13 protein-coding genes are annotated in these 18285 nt (G+C 59.0%); 11 read left to right on the top strand and 2 right to left on the bottom strand.

Features of this window, described 5'->3' with window-relative positions; translation table 11 throughout:
• The 4 genes from ATY80_RS19645 (at nucleotide 1) to ATY80_RS19630 (ending at nucleotide 5852) form a co-directional block, all read left to right on the top strand.
• Nucleotides 1-1248, top strand: a complete 1248-nt coding sequence (locus ATY80_RS19645; protein ID WP_088693995.1) for a glycosyltransferase — start codon at nucleotides 1-3, stop codon at nucleotides 1246-1248.
• Nucleotides 1245-2378 (top strand): glycosyltransferase, encoded by a 1134-nt coding sequence (locus ATY80_RS19640; protein WP_088694089.1) that lies wholly within the window; start codon nucleotides 1245-1247, stop codon nucleotides 2376-2378. Before ATY80_RS19645 ends, ATY80_RS19640 begins: the two co-directional genes overlap by 4 nt.
• A gap of 196 nt (nucleotides 2379-2574) precedes the next feature.
• Nucleotides 2575-5289, top strand: a complete 2715-nt coding sequence (locus ATY80_RS19635; protein ID WP_088693994.1) for an ABC transporter ATP-binding protein — start codon at nucleotides 2575-2577, stop codon at nucleotides 5287-5289.
• A gap of 92 nt (nucleotides 5290-5381) precedes the next feature.
• Complete coding sequence (locus ATY80_RS19630; RefSeq protein ID WP_088693993.1) at nucleotides 5382-5852, top strand: cyclic nucleotide-binding domain-containing protein; 471 nt, start codon at nucleotides 5382-5384, stop codon at nucleotides 5850-5852.
• A gap of 75 nt (nucleotides 5853-5927) precedes the next feature.
• Here ATY80_RS19630 and ATY80_RS19625 read toward each other — a convergent pair whose 3' ends face one another.
• The gene (locus tag ATY80_RS19625; protein WP_088693992.1) at nucleotides 5928-7259 is read right to left on the bottom strand and encodes an MFS transporter; all 1332 of its coding nucleotides are present in this window, start codon (nucleotides 7257-7259) and stop codon (nucleotides 5928-5930) included.
• A 381-nt stretch (nucleotides 7260-7640) separates the two neighbouring features.
• Here ATY80_RS19625 and cyoA point away from each other — a divergent pair, with 381 nt between their 5' ends.
• The 5 genes from cyoA to ATY80_RS19600 are packed head-to-tail and all read left to right on the top strand — an operon-like array spanning nucleotide 7641 to nucleotide 12689.
• Entirely contained in the window at nucleotides 7641-8816 is a 1176-nt protein-coding gene (gene cyoA / locus ATY80_RS19620; protein ID WP_088693991.1) for a ubiquinol oxidase subunit II, read from the top strand.
• A 46-nt stretch (nucleotides 8817-8862) separates the two neighbouring features.
• Nucleotides 8863-10866 (top strand): cytochrome o ubiquinol oxidase subunit I, encoded by a 2004-nt coding sequence (gene cyoB, locus ATY80_RS19615; protein WP_088693990.1) that lies wholly within the window; start codon nucleotides 8863-8865, stop codon nucleotides 10864-10866.
• A 4-nt stretch (nucleotides 10867-10870) separates the two neighbouring features.
• The gene (cyoC, locus tag ATY80_RS19610; protein WP_088693989.1) at nucleotides 10871-11491 is read left to right on the top strand and encodes a cytochrome o ubiquinol oxidase subunit III; all 621 of its coding nucleotides are present in this window, start codon (nucleotides 10871-10873) and stop codon (nucleotides 11489-11491) included.
• Nucleotides 11488-11889, top strand: a complete 402-nt coding sequence (gene cyoD, locus ATY80_RS19605) for a cytochrome o ubiquinol oxidase subunit IV (protein WP_088693988.1) — start codon at nucleotides 11488-11490, stop codon at nucleotides 11887-11889. Before cyoC ends, cyoD begins: the two co-directional genes overlap by 4 nt.
• Nucleotides 11890-11933: 44 nt before the next feature.
• Nucleotides 11934-12689 carry an SURF1 family protein gene (locus tag ATY80_RS19600; RefSeq protein WP_088693987.1) on the top strand — a complete coding sequence of 252 codons (756 nt, stop codon included), beginning with the start codon at nucleotides 11934-11936 and terminating at the stop codon, nucleotides 12687-12689.
• Here ATY80_RS19600 and ATY80_RS19595 read toward each other — a convergent pair whose 3' ends face one another.
• Nucleotides 12690-14096, bottom strand: a complete 1407-nt coding sequence (locus ATY80_RS19595; RefSeq protein ID WP_088693986.1) for an FAD/NAD(P)-binding protein — start codon at nucleotides 14094-14096, stop codon at nucleotides 12690-12692.
• A gap of 448 nt (nucleotides 14097-14544) precedes the next feature.
• Between ATY80_RS19595 and ATY80_RS19590 the strand changes: the two genes are divergently transcribed.
• Both ATY80_RS19590 and ATY80_RS19585 read left to right on the top strand, forming a co-directional pair.
• The gene (locus ATY80_RS19590; protein WP_088694088.1) at nucleotides 14545-16371 is read left to right on the top strand and encodes an ABC transporter ATP-binding protein; all 1827 of its coding nucleotides are present in this window, start codon (nucleotides 14545-14547) and stop codon (nucleotides 16369-16371) included.
• Complete coding sequence (locus tag ATY80_RS19585; RefSeq protein WP_088693985.1) at nucleotides 16364-18262, top strand: ABC transporter ATP-binding protein; 1899 nt, start codon at nucleotides 16364-16366, stop codon at nucleotides 18260-18262. Before ATY80_RS19590 ends, ATY80_RS19585 begins: the two co-directional genes overlap by 8 nt.
• Nucleotides 18263-18285 lie beyond the last annotated feature (23 nt).

The following is an 18285-nucleotide window of genomic DNA, read 5'->3' as shown; positions in this document are numbered from 1 at the left end:
GTGTTGCAGCGCCGTAAGATTCTCGTCGTGCTGAAGGGCTATCCGCGCCTTTCGGAAACCTTTATCGCCCAGGAACTGCTCGGCCTGGAGAGGGCCGGTTTCGACCTGACCTTGATCTCGATGCGCCGTCCGACTGACAAGAAACGGCATCCGGTGCATGACGAGATCAGGGCCCGTATCCTCTATCTGCCGGAGTATCTGCACGAGGAGCCGGTCCGCGTCCTCAAGGGCTTTCTGGCAAGCTTTCGCAAGCCGGGGATCAAGGCGCTGTGGAAGCGCTTCTTGAAGGACCTGCCGCGCGACGTCTCTCGCAATCGCTTCAGACGCCTGGGGCAGGCCCTGGTGCTCGGCCGCGAGTGGCCTGACCAGGGTGAATGGTTGCACGCGCATTTCATTCATACGCCGGCATCGGTTACCGAGTATGCAAGCATCCTCACCGGCGTGCCCTGGACATGCTCTGCCCATGCCAAGGATATCTGGACTTCGCCCGATTGGGACCTGCACGAGAAGCTTAGCAGTGCACGCTGGACGGTGACCTGTACGAAAAACGGCTATGAACATATGCGCACGCTGACGCCCCGCAAGGAAGCGGTGCATTTGAGCTATCATGGCCTCGACCTTGCGCGCTTCGCCCACTTCGGAGGCGAGCGGTCTGACCGCAATGGCAGCGATCCGGCCGACCCCGTGCTCATTCTCAGCGTTGGACGGGCAGTTGAGAAGAAGGGTTACGAAACGCTTTTGAGAGCACTTGCTCTCTTGCCTTCCGATCTGAATTGGCGATTTGAACACGTCGGCGGCGGAGACAGGTTACCTCGGCTGAAGGCTCTTGCCGAGGAGCTCAAACTGACGGATCGGATCAGTTGGAAAGGCGCGCTCGCGCAGGAAGATGTGCTTGACCACTATCGTCGCGCGGATGCTTTTGCGCTTGCCTGTCGGATTGCGTCCGACGGCGATCGCGATGGCCTGCCGAATGTCCTGGTCGAGGCGTCAAGCCAGCGCCTGCCTTGCGTCTCGACCTCGGTATCGGGCGTGCCAGAACTTCTTGTCGACGGTGAAAACGGGATGGTGGTTTCGCCGCAGGATCCCGCAGCGTTTGCGACAGCACTTGAGAAAATAATCAGGGATCCTGCCTTGAGATTGCGGCTCGGCGATGCAGCGGAACGGCGCGTGCGCGCGCATTTCGATCACGCGGCAAGTATCGATCAGCTTGGCCGGCTGTTTGAAGAGGAATGGCAGAAAGCCTCATGAGCATGCCCCGCGTCTTCTTTTACGTTCAGCATTTGCTTGGCATCGGGCATATCGCTCGGGCAAGTCGCATTGCCGGCGCGCTCGCGCGCGACAGGTTCGATGTCACCGTCGTCACCGGCGGTCTACCGGTGCCGGGCTTTCCCGCTGACGGCATCGAGACGGTGGCGCTGCCGCCGGTCGTCGCCAGCAATGCAGGTTTCTCGGGACTTGCCGACAGCAATGGCGTTGCCGCAAACGAGGCGTTTTTGAGCCAGCGGCGCGATCGCTTGCTCTCGGCCTTTCGCAATTGCGCGCCCGACGTCGTCATCATTGAAGCCTTTCCCTTTGGCCGTCGGCAGATGCGCTTCGAGCTGCTTCCCCTTCTCGACGCAATCGAGAAGGCGCGTCCAAGGCCGAAGCTCTTTAGCTCCGTGCGCGATATCCTGCAGCAAAACCGCAAGCCCGGACGCGACGAAGAGACGGTCGCACTGGTTCGGGATCATTTTGACGGCGTTCTCGTCCACGGCGATCCGAATTTCATTCGTTTGGAAGAAACCTTTCCCCTGACATTCGATATCGCCTCCAAAATTCACTACACAGGCATCGTGGCCGCTCCGCGCGCGGCTTTGCCGCGGGAGACTTTCGACGTCATAGCCTCGGCAGGCGGCGGTGCCGTTGGTCTCGATCTACTTCAAGCCGCCAAAGCAGCCGCTGCCATACTGCCGGCGGACCTGCGGTGGCTGCTCATCAGCGGACCAAATCTTCCGGAGGCCGATTTCGCCAGCCTGGAGAATGCAAGGCCGGGTAATGTGACTCTCGCCCGCTTCCGCAAGGACTTCCCCTCGCTGCTGCGCGGCGCACGCGTTTCCATCTCACAGGCCGGTTACAATACCGTGGGCGATCTGTTGCAGACCGACTGCAGGGCAATCCTCATTCCGTTCGTTGCCGGTGGAGAAACAGAGCAGACGGTTCGTGCAAGGCGGCTGGAGGCCCTCGGGCTTGCAGACATTTTGCCAGAGGCAAGCCTGAGCCCGCAGATCGTTGCAAACGCTGTCAAGAAGGCACTTGCGACGCCGCGCGTGGCAAAAGCGTCGGTCAATCTCTCCGGTGCTGAGGCAACAGCGGCAATCATTCGTTCAATGACTGGCTGAAACCCTCGCACTTTGCGAAAGTCATGTGATATAAACAACATCCCGGCGAGAATCGGGCATGCCGAAGGCAGGCCGATTCGCCTTGTTTTCATTATGAGATCCGGCGGTCCGGTTGCATGGTCCTGTTTTCGGCATTCTTCTTTGTCTTGCCGCAGGTTCACTGCCCCCAGATTTCCCAGGCAACTGACGGTTAGCAATGGAAAAAAGCCTCGCGCGTTACATCTGGTCGAACACGCGGCTGCAGCAGCTCTGGATCCTGGCAGTCGTTGCGGTCTCGATGATTCCCTACTTTCTGTCCTTCGATCTGCCAAAGCAGATCGTCAACGGACCGATTCAGGGCTCGGGTTTCGAGGGCGAAGGCGCAACGCAGACCTTCATGCGTCTGGCCTATACGTTCCCCATCATTGGCGAAGTCGAGTTCTTCAAGGGTCTTCAACTCGACCGGCTGCAGATGCTGATGGGACTGAGCCTCGTCTTTCTTGCGCTCGTGGTTCTTAACGGCCTCTTCAAATTCTATATCAACACCTACAAGGGGCGGCTTGGCGAGCGGATGTTGCGACGCATCCGCTTCGAGCTGATCGACCGGGTCCTGCGCTTTCCCCCAGCCCATTTCAAGCGCGTCAAGTCGGCTGAAATCGCGACGATGATCAAGGATGAAGTCGAACCGATGGGCGGCTTTACCGGCGATGCCTTCGTGTCTCCTGCTCTGCTCGGCGGTCAGGCGCTGACGGCGCTTGCCTTCATCATCGTTCAAAATTTCTGGCTCGGCATGATTGCCGCGGCAATTGTCGGCGTACAGGCGGTCGTGATTCCGCGCATGAGAAAGCGCCTGCTCGAGCTTGGGCGCCAACGGCAGCTGACGGCTCGCGAGCTCTCCGGTCGCGTCGGAGAAATCGTCGATGGCATCGGCACGATCCACGGCAACGACACATCGAATTTCGAGCGCGCCGACATCGCAACCCGGCTCGGGCTGATTTTCTCGATCCGTTATGACCTCTATCAGTGGAAGTTCCTGGTCAAGTTCCTCAACAATTTCCTTGCGCAGGTCACACCTTTCCTCTTTTACGCAATCGGCGGCTATCTCGCACTTCAGGGCCGACTTGATATCGGCCAGCTCGTCGCCGTCATCAGTGCCTACAAGGATCTGCCCGGTCCCCTCAAGGAGCTGATCGACTGGGACCAGATGCGCCAGGACGTACAGGTCAAATACCAGCAGGTTTACGAGCAGTTCAATGTCGAGCCACTGATCGACGGCAAGATCCAGAACCTGTCTCCAGAGGCGATCGGCGCTTTGACAGCTCCGCTGGTGGTTACCAACCTGACGGTAAGCGACGATAGCGGTGCGCGGCTCGTCGACCACGTTTCCGTCGAGATCAAGCCGAATGAAACGGTCGCGGTGGTGGGCCCGAATTCAAGTGGCGCCGAAGCCTTCGCGGAAGCGCTCGGGCGGCTGGTATGGCCCGATTCCGGCCGTGTCACCATCGATGGCAAGGACCTTCTTGATCTGCCAGAATCCATTACCGGCCGGCGCATTTCCTACGCGTCTGCCGACACCTACTTCTTCCACGGATCGCTGCAGGACAATCTGCTTTACGGCTTGAAACATGCCCCGCTGCGAGAACCGAAGTATGACGGCAAGGAGGCTCAAGAGGCCAAGTGGCACGCTGAGGAGGCACTCAAGGCCGGCAATCCGACGATGGATATCAACAGTGACTGGGTGGACTACCAGGCCGCCGGCGCAACTGGTCCGCAAGATATCCTGACGGCGATCCGTCCGGTTCTCGATGCTGTCCTGATTTCGCAGGACATTCTTGATCTCGCATTGCGCTCGACGGTCAACACCAGCGTGCATGTCGCGCTTGCCGACCACATTGTCGATCTGCGCACGGCGCTGCGCCAGCGCATGCAGGCGTCCGAACTTGGCAACATTGTCGTTCCGTTCGATTTCGACGCCTACAATCCTCAGGCAACAGTTGGTGAAAACCTGCTCTTCGGGTCGATGAGGCGGCCGATGATGACCAATCGTCGGCTGGCGGCGCATCCCTATTTTCAGGCGCTTTTCAGGGAGACCGGCCTTAGCAACGATCTTTACGCCATGGGTCTGGAGATTGCGGAAAACGCAGTCGAACTCTTCCACGATCTGCCGCCAGACCATCCGTTCTTCCAGCAGCTCACCTTCATGACGGCCGATGACATCCCGACCTATCAGGCGCTGCTGCAAAAGCTGCAGAGCCGACGCTTCGATGACGCAGCCCCCGAGGAGCGCTCGGCCATCATCCGCTTGAGCTTTGCCTATATCGAACCTCGACATCGTTTTGGTCTTTTGACCGACGAGCTGATGGACAAGATCGTCAGCGCCCGCAAGCAGTTCCATGAGAACATACCAGACGATCTTTCAGCCGTGATCGAGCGCTACGATCCGGAGCACTTCATCTCTTCGGCAAGCTTGATGGACAATGTCCTGTTCGGGCGCATTGCCTATCAGCAGGCCGACGCCTCCGATCGCATTCGGGCCATCATGGGGGAACTCTTCGAAGCGCTCGAGCTCGTCGACGACGTCTTGTCCATCGGGCTCGAATTCGATGTCGGTTCCGGCGGCAAGCGCCTGACCATGGTGCAGCGGCAGAAGCTGAACCTTGCTCGCGCGCTCCTCAAGCGCTCGGACTATTTCGTTTTCAACAGGCCGCTATCGGCCCTTGACCAGCGTGTGCAGGATCAGATCACTCACAACATTGTCGAAGGACTGCACAAGGAGGGCGAAAGGCCGGCCATCATCTGGGTGTTGTCGAACGCGAAGCTGGCCGAAATCTTTGATCGAATCCTGCTCTTCGACAGAGGCGCCTTGGCCGAAGCCGGTAACTTTCCGGAGCTTTCCGAACAAAACGGTATGTTCAAGGAACTGTTATCGTAATACTCTATGGGGGGACAATAAGATGGCGCCCCTTGAGAGGTGCCACGGTCTAGCGCCGCGCACCGTACAGTGCGGCAGGGGGTAGTACGCATATGCTGCTGAGAGACGAAGTCGAAATGCTGCGGCGCGTGCCGATCTTTGCGAGGATTGCGCCTGCGAAACTCAAGCTGTTGGCCTTCACTTCCGATCGAATGACATACAATATCGGTCAGGACCTCTTCCATCAGGGCGATCCAGGGGACGCCGCCTATGTCGTCTTGTCCGGTACCGCCGACATTCTTGTCCACTCCTCCGCCGGTGATATCAAGGTGGCCGATGTGGAGCCCAACTCAATTGTCGGTGAGATCGCCATTCTGTGCGATGTCTCCCGTACCGCGACAGTTCGCGCGACATCGCCGCTGGAAGTTCTGCGCATCAGCAAGGAACATTTCCTGAAATTGCTGAGCGATTTCCCTGAAATGGCCGTCGAGATCATGCGTGTGCTTGCAGATCGCCTCAACCACACGACGGCTGAGCTGACGGCAGCGCGTGCGGCCAAGAAGCCGCAAGTAGCGGCAATGTAACCTTCCGCCTTTCTCTAAATGCAAAAAAAGGCCCGCCTGGTGATCGTAGGGCGGGCCTTCTTGTCGTTTGCACGATCAGTCCCGCTGCTCGAGTGCCCTGCTGAATGCCAGTGCAGCAAGGGTACACAACGCGCCAGACAGCAGATAGTAGCCGACGAACGGCAGGCCGAAACGGCTGGACAGGGTGAGCGCGACGAGCGGCGCAAAGCCGGCACCGACCAGCCAGGCAAGGTCGGACGTGAAAGCCGCGCCGGTGTAACGATAGCCCCTGCCGAAGCGCGACGAAATCGAGCCGGTCGCCTGGCCGAATGACAGGCCGAGTACGCCGAAGCCGATGATGACAAACGCATCCTGCCCGTCGGAACCCGAGCCCATCAGGATCGGACCAACAAAGCTGAAGATCGCGATAAGGACCGCGCAGATGCCAAGATGGGCGCGCCGGCCGATGCGATCTGCAATCAGTCCAGAGACGACGACTGCGACCAGGCCGACCATGGCGCCGATGATCTGCACCACCATGAAAGCGCCGACCGGTTGGGTCCCGTAGAGGTACATCCAGCCAAGCGGGAAGATGGTCACCAGGTGGAACATGGCAAAGGTTGCAAGCGGCACAAAGGCGCCAAGCAGGATATCTCGCCCATGAACGCGCAGCACGTCGCGGATCGGTGCCGCCTCCAGTTCATGCTGTTCCAGTGCTGAACCGAACTCCGGCGTCATGACGAGGCGCAAGCGGGCGAAAAGCGCAACGACGTTGATCGCAAAGGCGACAAAGAACGGATAGCGCCAGCCCCAGCTGAGGAAATCCTCGTTCGACAGGTTGGCGATGAAATATCCAAACAGCACGCTTGCCAGCGCAAAACCGACAGGGGCGCCGATCTGCGGGATCATCGCATACCAGCCGCGGTGGTTTGGCGGTGTATTGAGGGCAAGCAGCGAGGCCAGGCCATCCCATGCACCGCCGAGCGCAAAACCCTGGCCAAGCCGGAACAAGGCCAGCAAGGCGATCGACCAGGCGCCGATTTCGTTATAGCCGGGCAGGAATGCGATTGACGCGGTGGAGCCACCGAGCAGGAACAATGCGACCGTCAGCTTGGTGCCGCGGCCGTAGATGCGGTCGATCGTCATGAACACGACCGATCCGACCGGGCGCGCAAGAAATGCGAGCGAAAAGATCGCAAAGGAATAAAGCGTTGCTGTCAGGCGGTCGGGCGCGAAAGGAAAGACAAGCTGAGGGAAGACGAGCACGGATGCCAGGCCGTAGACGAAGAAATCGAAGAATTCGGACATGCGCCCGATAACGACGCCGATCGCGATGCTGCCGGGTGACACCGGCTTGTCTGCATGAATCCGCCGCGCGTCCTGTTCCATCGATGTCGACGATGGTCCGTAGTGTGTGGTATTCGCCATTCAAATGCCTCCCTCGTTGAGGCACTCTGTGGCAAAGCGCCTCACAAGCGATCTTGATCAAACCACTGCGCTTATCAAGCCCGATCGACATAAATTGTTCACCCCACCTCCCCGAAAATTGGATGTGGAGGAAAAATCCCCGTCAGCGCCGCGAAATTGGTCTGCAAAAGGCTGGCATGATCGACCTTCGCGGCTATATTAGCCCATCGAAAAGTTGCGCGCAAAAATCCTTCGAATTTGCTTTCAGGATTTTGACATCCTGCGCCACGTGGCCTATCCCGCAGTGCGGCATTTCTGCTGCACTGCGACCAAACACCTCATGTTGCTATCAGGTACACTGGTTTAGTCGCGGTTTGGACGAAACAAGAAGAGCATAGAGACGTGCAAAAACTGCCAAAGTTTTCCCGCCATCTCCTCGTTCTGCCACTGCTTTTGGCGCTGGCAGGATGCAATTTGGTGGTCATGTCGCCTTCGGGCGATATCGCCATGCAGCAACGCGACCTGATCATCGTGTCGACGGTTTTGATGCTGCTGATCATCGTTCCGGTGATCTTTCTGACACTGCTGTTTGCCTGGCGTTATCGCCGTTCCAACACGGCCGCCACCTATGATCCGGAATGGCACCATTCCACACGTCTCGAAGTGGTCATCTGGTCAGCGCCGCTGGCGATCATCATCGCACTCGGGGCGATCACCTGGATCAGCACGCACAAGCTCGACCCTTTTCGCCCTCTCGATCGGATTGACGCTGAGCGCGCCATCCCGGCCGATACCAGGCCGCTGACTGTCGAAGTCGTCGCACTGGATTGGAAATGGCTGTTCTTCTATCCTGAACTCGGTATTGCGACCGTCAATGAAATGGCGGCGCCGATCGACGTTCCGATCAGCTTCAGGATTACCTCCTCGTCGGTGATGAACTCCTTCTACGTCCCCGCGCTCGCCGGCCAGATCTATGCGATGCCAGGCATGGAGACCAGGCTGCATGCCGTCATCAACCAGGAAGGTGTCTTCGACGGCTTTTCGGCCAATTACAGCGGTGCAGGCTTCTCGCACATGCGCTTCAAGTTCCATGGCGTAAATCAAAAGGGCTTCGATCAGTGGGTAGCGCAGGTCAAGGAAAAGGGCACTGCGCTGAACCGGGATACTTATCTGAAGCTCGAGCGGCCGAGTGAGAGGGAGCCGGTGCGTTACTTCTCGTCGGTCGACAAGGATCTCTTCAACGCAATCCTCAACATGTGCGCGGCACCAGGCAAGATGTGCATGAACGAGATGATGCACATCGACATGATGGGCGGTGGCGGCAAAGAAAGCGCCGAAAATCGCGAGAAGTTGCGCTACGACGACCGTCACGCCGATCAGGCCGGTGGCGAACACGGGGCGTCTACGGGCGAAAGCCATGATGCCAACGAAGTCAAGCCGTCAGACGCAACGAGCGGCACTGAGGATACCAACGACATGCAAGACATGCCCGGAATGCAACATGACGGTCACGCGATGCCTGGCATGGACAGCAAAAGCGGCGGCGAGACGACGCCTGCGCAATCCAACAGCAATTAAGACCTGGCGCTTTGCGTCGATACGACATCAATGAACGGGTTAATCCATGTTTTCCAATCCTGACCTCCTGAAGTTCATCTTCGGTCGGTTGACCCTAGAATCGATCCCCTATCACGAGCCGATCCTGGTCGTGACCTTCGCCGTCGTCGCCCTTGGCGGTATCGCGCTTCTGGGTGTTGTTACCTACTTCAAGCTCTGGGGCTATCTCTGGCGTGAATGGCTGACGAGCGTCGATCACAAGAAGATCGGCATCATGTACGTCATCCTGGCGCTGATCATGCTGCTGCGTGGCTTCTCAGATGCCATCATGATGCGCTTGCAGCAGGCGCTTGCCTTCAATGGATCGGCCGGTTACCTGCCGCCGCATCACTACGACCAGGTCTTCACCGCCCATGGCGTCATCATGATCTTCTTCATGGCGATGCCGTTTGTTACCGGCCTGATGAATCTTGTGGTGCCGCTACAGATAGGCGCACGCGACGTTTCCTTCCCGTTCCTGAACAATTTCTCCTTCTGGATGACGACCGCAGGTGCGATCATCATCATGATCTCGCTGTTCGTCGGCGAATTTGCCCAAACCGGTTGGCTCGCCTATCCGCCGCTGTCGGGATCCGACTACAGTCCGGGCGTCGGCGTCGACTACTACATCTGGGGCTTGCAGGTCGCCGGTGTCGGCACGACCCTGTCAGGAATCAATCTGATTGCGACCATCGTGAAGATGCGTGCCCCCGGCATGAGCTTCATGAAGATGCCGGTCTTCACCTGGACAGCGCTCTGCACCAATATTCTAATCGTCGCGACCTTCCCGATTTTGACGGCGACCCTGGCGCTGCTGTCGCTCGATCGCTATGCCGGCACGAACTTCTTCACCAACGACCTCGGCGGCAATCCGATGATGTATGTCAACCTCATCTGGATCTGGGGGCACCCGGAGGTCTACATCCTGGTATTGCCGGCGTTTGGCATCTTCTCGGAGGTCGTTGCCACCTTCTGCGGCAAGCGCCTCTTCGGTTATGCCTCGATGGTATACGCCACCTGCGTGATCATGATCCTGTCCTACCTCGTCTGGCTGCACCATTTCTTCACGATGGGCTCGGGCGCCAGCGTCAACTCCTTTTTCGGCATCACCACGATGATCATCTCGATCCCGACGGGAGCAAAGATGTTCAACTGGCTGTTTACGATGTACCGGGGACGCATCCGCTACGAAGTACCGATGCTGTGGACGATCGGCTTCATGGTGACCTTCGTGATTGGTGGCATGACCGGCGTCCTCTTGGCAGTTCCGCCCGCAGACTTCGTGCTGCATAACTCGCTCTTCCTGATCGCCCACTTCCACAACGTCATCATCGGCGGCGTCGTGTTCGGCCTCATGGCTGGAGTCACCTACTGGTTCCCCAAGGCATTCGGCTACAAGCTCGATCCGTTCTGGGGCAAGATGTCCTTCTGGTTCTGGTTGATTGGTTTCTACTTCGCCTTCATGCCGCTCTACGTGCTCGGCCTGATGGGCGTGACCCGCCGTGTGTCGCAGTTCGAGGATCCGTCCTTGCAGATCTGGTTCATCATCGCCGCCTTTGGCGCCGTCCTGATCGCGATCGGCATCGCCTCCTTCATCATCCAGCTGGTCGTCAGCTTCTTCAAGCGCGAAGAGCTGCGCGACACGACTGGCGATCCGTGGGATGGGCGTACGCTGGAATGGTCGACTTCCTCGCCGCCGCCGGACTACAACTTCGCCTTCACGCCCGTCGTCCACGACCATGATTCTTGGTACGACATGAAAGCGCGCGGCTATGCTCGCCCGCTGGAAGGCTTCAAGCCGATCCACATGCCGAAGAACACCGGGACCGGTGTGATCCTCGGCGTTCTCAGCATCGGACTGGCTTTCGGCCTCATCTGGTACATGTGGTGGCTCGCCTTCCTGTCGTTCGTCGCCATGATTGCGGTCGCGATCGGCCACACCTTCAACTACAAACGCGACTTCTACATCCCCGCCGAGGAAGTCACGCAAACGGAAGGCAAGCGCACGGCGCTGCTTGCCGAGCAGGTGTAAGACCATGAGCGATACTGCGATCGACAAGGCCAACAAGCCTGAATTTTATCTGACCGAGGAGCACCATCCGGAAGGCAGCACGATGCTGGGCTTCTGGCTCTACCTGATGAGCGACTGCCTCATCTTTGCGGTGCTTTTTGCGACTTACGCCGTTCTCGGCCGCAACTACGCGGCCGGACCGTCCCCGGCCGATCTCTTCGATCTGCCGCTGGTGGCGATCAACACGTCGATGCTGCTTCTGTCGTCCATCACCTACGGCTTTGCGATGCTGCAGATGGAGCGGAAGGAAAAGAGTGCGACGCTCTTCTGGCTTGCCATTACCGGCCTCTTCGGTCTGGCCTTCCTTGGGATCGAACTCTATGAGTTCGGACACCTGATCCACGAGGGCGCAGGTCCGACCCGCAGTGCCTTCCTGTCCGGTTTCTTCACCTTGGTCGGCACGCACGGTCTGCACGTCACTTTCGGCATTGTATGGCTGATAACGTTGATGGTGCAGGTACAGCTGCGCGGTCTGATCCCGGAAAATCGCCGCCGCCTGATGTGCCTGTCGATGTTCTGGCACTTCCTCGACGTCGTGTGGATCGGCGTCTTCTCCTTCGTCTACCTTATGGGAGTTCTCGGATGACCTCCAATGCACCCGCAACCGAAGATGCTCACGAGGCCCATCACGGCCACAGCCACGGACACGAGGCGGCCCATGGCACCTTCAAGAGCTATATGATCGGCTTCGTGCTGTCGGTTATCCTGACGGCAATCCCGTTCTGGCTGGTCATGGCCGGCGTGTTCGAAAATCCCTCGATAACGGCCTCATGGGTCATGGGGCTGGCCGCCGTGCAGATCGTCGTTCACATGATCTTCTTCCTTCATATGAACCCGCGCTCGGAAGGTGGCTGGACGATGATGGCGCTGATCTTCACGCTGTTGCTCGTTGCCATTGCGCTTGCCGGCTCTCTCTGGGTCATGCATCACCTGAATACCAACATGATGCCGATGAGCCCGGAAATGATGAAGAATATGCCTTAACGGCAGGAGCGGGCGGCGCCACGCCGCCCGTCAAGGTTTTGGCCATGGCCGATGTTCCCTCCAAAAATGCGCGAAGACAGCACAGTGCCGCCAGGCTCACCATATTCTGCGGCCTCATGGTGGTGCTGATTGCCGCTCTGGTTTCGCTCGGTCTCTGGCAGGTCAAACGGCTGTCGTGGAAGGAGGATCTGATTGCCCGTGTCGATCAGCGCGTTCATGCGGATCCGGTTGCGGCGCCAGTGCGCGCCGAATGGAAACAGGTCACCCGTGGCGCGGACGAATATCGTCATGTGACAGCCGAAGGCATTCTGCAAAACGACAAGGAAACGCTGATCTATGCGTCGACGACGCTCGGTGCCGGCTATTGGGTGATTACGCCTCTCAAGCTCGCTGACGAAACCTCGATCCTGATCAACCGCGGTTTTATCCCGACACAACGGCGCGACCCAGCGACGCGCAGCGAAGGGCAGATTGCGACGCCGGCGAAAATCACCGGACTCTTGCGGATCACGGAGCCGAAAGGCATTCTGCTCAAATCCAACGATCCGGCCAATGATCGCTGGTATTCACGCGATGTGGCCGCGATCGCCGAGCGCCGCCACATCGGCGATGTCGCCCCCTACTTTATCGACGCTGACGCGAGGCCCAATCCAGGCGGCCTGCCGCTCGGCGGGCTGACGCAGATCGCCTTTTCCAACAATCACCTGGTTTACGCGACTACCTGGTTCGGCCTGGCGATCATGACTGCGGGACTACTTGTTTTCGTCATTCGCGGAGAAATGCGGGCCCATGAAGCCTGATCAGATCGCCTTGCTGCGTGGATAGAAACGCTGGGCAACATGGTCTCCCACAGCGTAAGCCTGGCTGACTATTTCGGGAACAAGGTCGATGTCAGGCAGGCTGCCAAGGCCGAGCGGGCCGACGGCAAACAGGCCCTCAACCACGGACCCATCGTCAAGGCAAGGCTGGCCGCGCTGATTGACAGCGAGTCCGAGCGATAGTTCATCCGGCAGCGCCAGTCCTGCGCATAGCAGGCTGTCAAGCAGCGGTGAAGTCAATTGCGGCCCACGGCAACGGCAATCAAGGATACGCTCGGCGTGCACGATCTCGTCCGACTGCGAGCCGGCTGGCCGGAAAAAGAGACCGCCTAAACCTTGTCGCCCCGCGATACCACGGCGAAGAACCGTATTGCCGCCGGCCAATTCGCTGTGAAAGCGCGTGTAGATGGCTTCGGGCAGTCGGTTGCGGTGACTGTCGTAGATGGCCCGAAGATGCCGATTGAACTGACGTTTCTGATGAGCCGGCAGCGCACGCCACAAAGAGCGGGCGTGTTTGCGCAATCCGTTCATGATCGATTGCCAGCTCCGGCCCTCCTCCTCTGCCTGTCGGCAGGCGCCGCGGATGAAGCGCAGGATGTCGGCAAGGCTTGACGGCAGAGGATGCGCCGGGAAAACCGGATCAGCGGCGTTTGGTGTGTGGCTCTGCGGCAGAAAGCCGTGTCGGGAAAGGATGGTGACCTGACCCATGTAGCCGGTGTCGCGCAGTTGCAGGAGCTGATCGACGACCCTGATGCCGCTGCCGAGGAGCACCGTGTGGGGGCGCGCAATCAGACGCTGGGCCCTGACGGGAGACGGATCCTGCTCTGGCTCCTCGGCTTCCGGCAGGCCGTAGCCAGTGGCCAGGATAACCGTGTCGAAGAGGGGATTGGCTGGATTGGTGCTCTCAAGCAGAAAGCGGTTGCCGTGGCTCCTGCGGATCGCGACAACCGGTTCGGCGCAAACCTGGACGGTAATGTCCTTGCGAGAGGACAGGGCCTCGGAAAACCGTTGGTAGACGTAGTCGCTGAAAATCTCCTTGGGCACGAAGATCTGGCGGAACCCCGGGATTGCCGCAGGTACGGCGGCGCGGAATTGTGCGTTGCTACAGAGCCAATCGTTGAAGTCGTCCGTATCGCCAGCGGAAACAGAAAGATCGCGTACGCGCGTGTTCAGGATCGTCGAGGCACGTGCCGACGAGAGCGCCTGCCCACCACTCACCGAAGAATTGGGGTCGAATAACTGCAGATGAAAAGGCCTACGCACCGTCTTCATCAGCGCGATCGCCGTCATCATCCCGGAAAAGCCGCGTCCGACGATGGCAAAACGGGGCGTGGCGGAGATCTGTGCCGCCGCAGCTGACTTCGAAGAAAACAGGCCTTGAACCGTCATCTCAACTCCCCTGCGACCTGTCGCATCGTGTCTCGATTGGTTTCAACGCGGCAAAGATTGGTCGCGCGTCTTGCTGGTTCACGCGGTTTTGAACCGCTCATTAGTCTATCAAACTGGTCGTGTATCAAAGCTCCAAAAGACGATTTAGGCAAGCCTTTTGTTCCAGTCCCTGCAGTCTGTTGAGGATAACCCGTGGAAATTGCTTGGATCTTTCGATCGAGAAGGCCGCCGTATCGACGCCGCTTCCTATATTCGCAAGGCTCACGATAAAATAACCAATTGGTGAATTCTTGACTTGAAGGGCCGAAGGGAATCGGCAAAAGTAAGGGCGCTAATCAATCCTTTCATGGATTCGCCGTCTTTCCGGACCTGCGTCCGACCACACTTTCTGTCTTGGAACATGACCGTGAGCAGCGATGCTTTAACACGTGCGACGCCCTCGGCTTCGATGGCGAAAGTGACCGCGGCAGGCTGGGGCAAGGGCCTCTTCACGCTCGTTCGCATTACCGTCATGGCGTTTCGCCATCCCTGGCAATCCGGTTTGGCCATCGGCGCGACCCTTGTCGCCTCCACTTTCCAGCTGATGATCCCTCGCCTGCTCGGCAAAGCCGTCGATCATACGCAGGTGGCAATTCAAGGCGGACAGGCGGGGCAGATCGCGCAGGATGCGCTCATGACAACGGCGCTGATGCTGCTCGGTGCGAGTGTCCTGCGTGGCATCTTTACGATGATCCAGAACTACTACAGCGAGAGTGTCGGCCACCATTTAGGCTATGAGCTGCGCCTTGCCTGCTACGAGAAAATCCAGCGCCTCTCCTTCAGTTTTCATGACAGCGTTCACTCGGGCGATCTGATTACCGTCGGTCTGCTCGACCTCGAAGGTGTGCGTATGTATTTCTCAACGGCGCTGGTGCGCATGGTGCTGTTGACCATGCTGATCGGTATCGGCGCCTACATGCTGCTCTCCACCGATATCGTCCTCGGCTTGCTTGCCCTGAGCTTCGTGCCCTTCGTTGCCTGGCGTTCCTCTCTCACGCAATTGCGGTTGCGCGCGACCTGGCTTGACCTGCAGGAGCGGCTATCGGTGCTGACACGCATCATGGAGGAAAATCTCGGTGGTATCCGAGTGGTGCGGGCCTTTGCCGCGCAGGCGCACGAGATGACGAAGTTCGAGACGGCCTCGAAGAACGCCCTTTTTCTTGCTCACCAGCGCGTCGGTATTCGCGTCGTCAATACCAGCGCCATGACGTTCTCCTTCTTTGCAGCCATGGGTCTCGTGCTCTGGATCGGCGGCGGCAAGGTGATGTCCGGCCAAATGACCGTTGGCACGCTCGCATCGTTTCTGACCTTTATGACGATCCTGCAGATGCCGGTCCGTCAGCTAGGCCTCATGGTCAATGCCTTTGCACGCGCCTCGACCTGCGGCACGCGCCTGTTCAACCTGCTCGACCTGGAAATTGCCGTGCGTGATGCACCCGATGCCAAGGATCTGGTGCTGACCGACGGCACGCTTCGCTTCGAAAATGTAAGCTTTTCCTATCCGAGCTCGCCGATGCATGACGTGCTGCGCAATGTCTCCTTCGAGGCCAAATGCGGCGAGACGATCGGCATTGTCGGGCCCCCGGGCAGCGGCAAGTCGACGCTTGCCCATCTGATCCCGCGTTTTTACGACGTCACCAAGGGCAAGATCACCATTGATGGCCAGGATATCCGCAAGACGACGCTACAGTCGCTTCGCCGGGCGGTGGCCGTTGTCCAGCAGGATTCCTTCCTGTTCACCACCTCGATCGAAAACAACATCGCTTACGCAGACCCTTGGGCAAAGGAAAGCCGCATCGAGCGCGCGAGCGAAAGTGCCCAATTGCACAACTACGTGCTTGGTCTGCCGACCGGCTACGGCACGGTGGTGGGCGAACGCGGCGTATCGCTGTCGGGAGGCCAGCGCCAGCGTCTGTCGATCGCCCGTGCGCTGATGCTGAAACCCGCCGTCACGGTCTTTGACGATTCGACGGCGGCGATCGATGCGGCGACCGAACAGCGCATTCGCGCGGCAATGCGCAAATATGCGGCCGATCGCGTGACGATCATCGTCGCACACCGCTTGAGTTCGCTGATGCATGCCGACCAGATCCTGTTCGTCGAGAACGGCGAAATCGTCGAACGTGGCACGCACGAAGAATTGCTGGTTCAGGGCGGACGCTACAAGGCGCTCTACGATCTGCAGGTGCGACCGGGTGACGAAGCCAATAGCGCCCGAGGAGGAATAAATGGCTGAGGAACTGGAAACCGAGCGCTCCGACGTTCGCGAGGATGGACGCCGGCCACCACGCGCGGTCGTCGGCTCCCACCGCGTCGAGGAGGAGATGTTCGGCAAGGCCTTCGACGGCAATGTCGTCAAGCGCATCTGGGCGTTCGTGCACCCCTATCGCCGGCAGGTTCTATTGTCGGTGGCCGCGGTTTTGACGTTCACGGCCATGCAACTGCTGATCCCGCTGATCATCCGTTACGCGATCGATCACGGCATGCAGCCGGGCGGACGTCATTCAGCGCTGACATGGGCGATGATCGCCTTTCTCGTCGCGATCCTGATCAACTACTGCGCCAGCTACTGGCAGGAGACGCTGGTGGGCAACGTCGCGGAGGAGGTCCTTTTCGACATTCGCAGGGCGATGTTTTCGCACCTGCAGCGCGTGTCGCTCTCCTTCATGGACAAGACCGAGGTCGGGCGTCTCATGTCGCGTCTGCAGGGTGACGTCAATTCAATGCAGGAGTTTCTGGAAACCTCGGTCCTGTCGGTTGGTGATATCGCGCTCTTGTTCGGTATCGTCTTCGTCATGCTTTGCCTCGACTTCAAGCTCGGTCTTCTGACGCTCTCGGTCTTGCCGATCCTGTTTGTCGTGCGCCTCTTCTGGCTGCCGCTGGCCCGCAAGTCCTTCATGGCGGCGCACGAGACCAACTCGGTGGCCAACGGCGCATTGGCCGAAGCCATTCATGGTGTGCGTGCCGTCCAGAGCATGGACCGCCAGGGCGTCAACTTCATGCTCTATGACGACAAGGCCAAGGCAAACCTGAAGACGCACCTGAGCGCAGCGCGCTACGCCCAGGTAATGGTGCCAATCGTGGACTCCTTGACCGGTGTTGCCATGGCGCTTGTCATTGTCGTGGGTGGAGCACGCGTCCTCAACCAGGCCCTCGACGTCGGCGTGCTCGTCGCCTTCCTGTTTTACATCCAGCGCTTCTTCGATCCGATCCGCTCGCTGACGCTGCAATATTCGGTGATGCAGCGCGCCATGGCCTCCGGTCAGCGGCTGACAGAGGTTCTCGACGTCCCCGTCGAGATCAGGGACGCGCCGAGTGCGAAGGAGCTTTCCGCCGATATGCATGGCTCGGTGGAGTTTCGCGATGTGGTCTTCGGCTATCATCCCCAGCACCCGGTTTTGAAGCATGTGAGCTTCAAGGTGAATCCGGGCGAAACGGTCGCCCTTGTCGGGCCGACGGGCTCCGGCAAATCGAGCTGCATGTCGCTGATCCACCGTTTTTATGATGTGCAGCAGGGACAAGTCCTGGTCGGTGGGCACGATGTGCGCGAGTTGACACAGGATTCGCTCGGCAACCAGATCGCCATGGTCCTTCAGGAGCCTTTCCTGTTCACAGGCACGGTTTTCGAGAACATTCGCTATCATAAGACCGAAGCGACCCGCGAACGGGTCATCGACGCGGCAAGGGCCGTCGGCGCTCATGACTTCATTATGCGCCTGCCGCAGGGCTACGACAGCATGCTTGGCGAGCGCGGCGGCAATCTTTCGCTCGGCCAGCGCCAGCTTTTGAGCTTTGCCCGCGCGCTGGTTGCCGATGCCAAAATCCTGGTGCTCGACGAGGCAACCGCCAATATCGACAGCTATACGGAGATGCTGATCCAGAAGGCGCTCGTCAAGTTGCTTGAGAACCGCACCGGGCTGGTCATCGCCCATCGTCTAGCCACCATCCGAGAGGCCGATCGCATCATCGTCCTGCAGAACGGCGAGCTGATCGAGAGCGGCAACCACCAGCAGCTGATGAAGAGCCGCAAGCTCTATTCGCGGCTTTATAACCTGAACTACGCGTCTTTCGACGACATTCCGGACGCCGTACTCGAAGAAACGACGGCGAACGGTTTGGCGACTTAAAACCAGCCTTCCAAGCACCACCG

This window comes from Rhizobium sp. R711 (assembly GCF_002211365.1).
Classification (GTDB): domain Bacteria; phylum Pseudomonadota; class Alphaproteobacteria; order Rhizobiales; family Rhizobiaceae; genus Rhizobium.
This window is presented reverse-complemented; position numbering and strand designations above follow the sequence as displayed.

Excerpts from the sequence above, each read along its gene's own strand:
- ATY80_RS19640 (WP_088694089.1), top strand. The coding sequence starts at position 1,245 with ATGAGCATGCCCCGCGTCTTCTTTTACGTTCAGCATTTGCTTGGCATC.
- ATY80_RS19635 (WP_088693994.1), top strand. The coding sequence starts at position 2,575 with ATGGAAAAAAGCCTCGCGCGTTACATCTGGTCGAACACGCGGCTGCAG.
- ATY80_RS19630 (WP_088693993.1), top strand. The coding sequence starts at position 5,382 with ATGCTGCTGAGAGACGAAGTCGAAATGCTGCGGCGCGTGCCGATCTTT.
- ATY80_RS19625 (WP_088693992.1), bottom strand. The coding sequence starts at position 7,259 with ATGGCGAATACCACACACTACGGACCATCGTCGACATCGATGGAACAG.
- cyoB (WP_088693990.1), top strand. The coding sequence starts at position 8,863 with ATGTTTTCCAATCCTGACCTCCTGAAGTTCATCTTCGGTCGGTTGACC.
- cyoC (WP_088693989.1), top strand. The coding sequence starts at position 10,871 with ATGAGCGATACTGCGATCGACAAGGCCAACAAGCCTGAATTTTATCTG.
- cyoD (WP_088693988.1), top strand. The coding sequence starts at position 11,488 with ATGACCTCCAATGCACCCGCAACCGAAGATGCTCACGAGGCCCATCAC.
- ATY80_RS19600 (WP_088693987.1), top strand. The coding sequence starts at position 11,934 with ATGGCCGATGTTCCCTCCAAAAATGCGCGAAGACAGCACAGTGCCGCC.
- ATY80_RS19595 (WP_088693986.1), bottom strand. The coding sequence starts at position 14,096 with ATGACGGTTCAAGGCCTGTTTTCTTCGAAGTCAGCTGCGGCGGCACAG.
- ATY80_RS19590 (WP_088694088.1), top strand. The coding sequence starts at position 14,545 with ATGGCGAAAGTGACCGCGGCAGGCTGGGGCAAGGGCCTCTTCACGCTC.
- ATY80_RS19585 (WP_088693985.1), top strand. The coding sequence starts at position 16,364 with ATGGCTGAGGAACTGGAAACCGAGCGCTCCGACGTTCGCGAGGATGGA.